This is a genomic window from Paenibacillus methanolicus, assembly GCF_008124765.1.
Classification (GTDB): Bacteria; Bacillota; Bacilli; order Paenibacillales; family Paenibacillaceae; genus Paenibacillus_Z; species Paenibacillus_Z methanolicus.
In genome coordinates this window covers 1-1359 of sequence record NZ_VNHS01000033.1, presented here as the reverse complement: position 1 = coordinate 1359, position 1359 = coordinate 1, and the positions used below count along the sequence as shown (strand labels likewise).

Here is a 1359-nt window from a genome sequence, read left to right as displayed (position 1 = left end):
ACGGAGCAGTCCGCTCGCCGGCCAGTGCTCAAGTGGATCGACGAGCCGCATAAGATCGTCGGTGCTATCGAGGACCGCGCGTCCGGTACCGCCGTCGAGTTTAGGAAATACCGAGTGAAGAGCCTATTCACCGGCCACAGCATCGACCAGATGGGTAAGGCGGCCAACGCCCTGCTGGATGGCGGCGCCTGCATCACTAGCTACAAGACTGAGCGCGAGAGCGAGCTGAAGCGGTTCTCGCATGCGTTCGCTCCGTACACCGACGCAAAGACCCTATATGCCTCCCTGCCAGATAAGCACGTCGCGATCAACAAAGTGAGGCTGCCGAGCGGCAAGGACGCTCCCGCGTTTATCGCCGAGATGGTCCCGCCGCCGTCGAAGGTGAAAGACCGCAGTCATGTATGGCAAGCATGCGCCGAGCGGTACGGCCGGCCGTGGAAAGAGGTGCGCGATGCGATCCAAGAGAAGCGCGCGCGGTATGCGCTAATGGATGCGGAATGGTTGACGGAGATTGAGGAGGCTTCGGCTGAAGCTTGAGCATCAGGACCTGGCAACGCATAATCCTTTAAGGTGCCTTTAACCCATTTATGACCGGCTTGCATAGAGACTGGTGCTACATTCAATAACGTCGCTCCTAAAACGGCGATGTCAAGATCCTTAATTCGCAATGTGCCATACCTCCAATCCAAGATATGGAGGAAGGTTACCATGTTTGTCCAGCAAAGTAAATGTTCAATAAGAGAACTCCACAAACTCAGGCGAGCGAAGCATACCGCTCTTGTACCAGTTCCTCATTCGGACCTTGGCCCGAAGCCGCGGCTGGATGTAAACGAAATTCTTGTCCTCGCCCGTCACGATCGTCTTGGCGATCGCATGGAACGCCTTCCGATGCGCTTCCGGTACCGCCAGCTCAATGATACCCGCGGGGCGACCGTCATAATGCGCCAGCCAACCAAAGTCGCCTTTCCGGTATCCGGCCAGCGTGACCTCGGCATAGGTGTAGTTGATCACCTTGAGCCAGGCGTCGCTGCGGCGGCCGACGTAGGCGCTGTCCTTGCGCTTGGCGACGATACCCTCTAGGCCGCGCTGCTGGATCACGTCGAACAGCGCGGAACCTTGACCATCAATGTGGAGGATACGCTTGTAGTATTCGTTCTCCACGAATATTTTATCAAGGATTGCCTTCCGTTCCATCAGCGGAAGCCCGCGGACATCGCGGCCGTCGACGCTCAGCACGTCAAAGACGAAGAAACGGATCGGCAGAGTCTGCATGCCGCGCGCGACCTTGGCGCCGGTCATTTGGAATCGGCGCATTGTCGTCTCGAAGCAGATGTCGCCCGTCGCCGGGTCCATGTACGC

2 protein-coding genes are annotated in these 1359 nt (G+C 57.9%); one reads left to right on the top strand and one right to left on the bottom strand.

Going from position 1 to position 1359, the window contains the following annotated elements:
- A partial coding sequence (locus BCM02_RS35610; protein ID WP_187434572.1) for a hypothetical protein occupies positions 1-537 on the top strand: 537 nt, incomplete at its 5' end.
- Positions 538-732: 195 nt separating this feature from the next.
- Here BCM02_RS35610 and BCM02_RS35060 read toward each other — a convergent pair.
- A partial coding sequence (locus BCM02_RS35060; RefSeq protein ID WP_148933752.1) for an ATP-dependent DNA ligase occupies positions 733-1359 on the bottom strand: 627 nt, incomplete at its 5' end.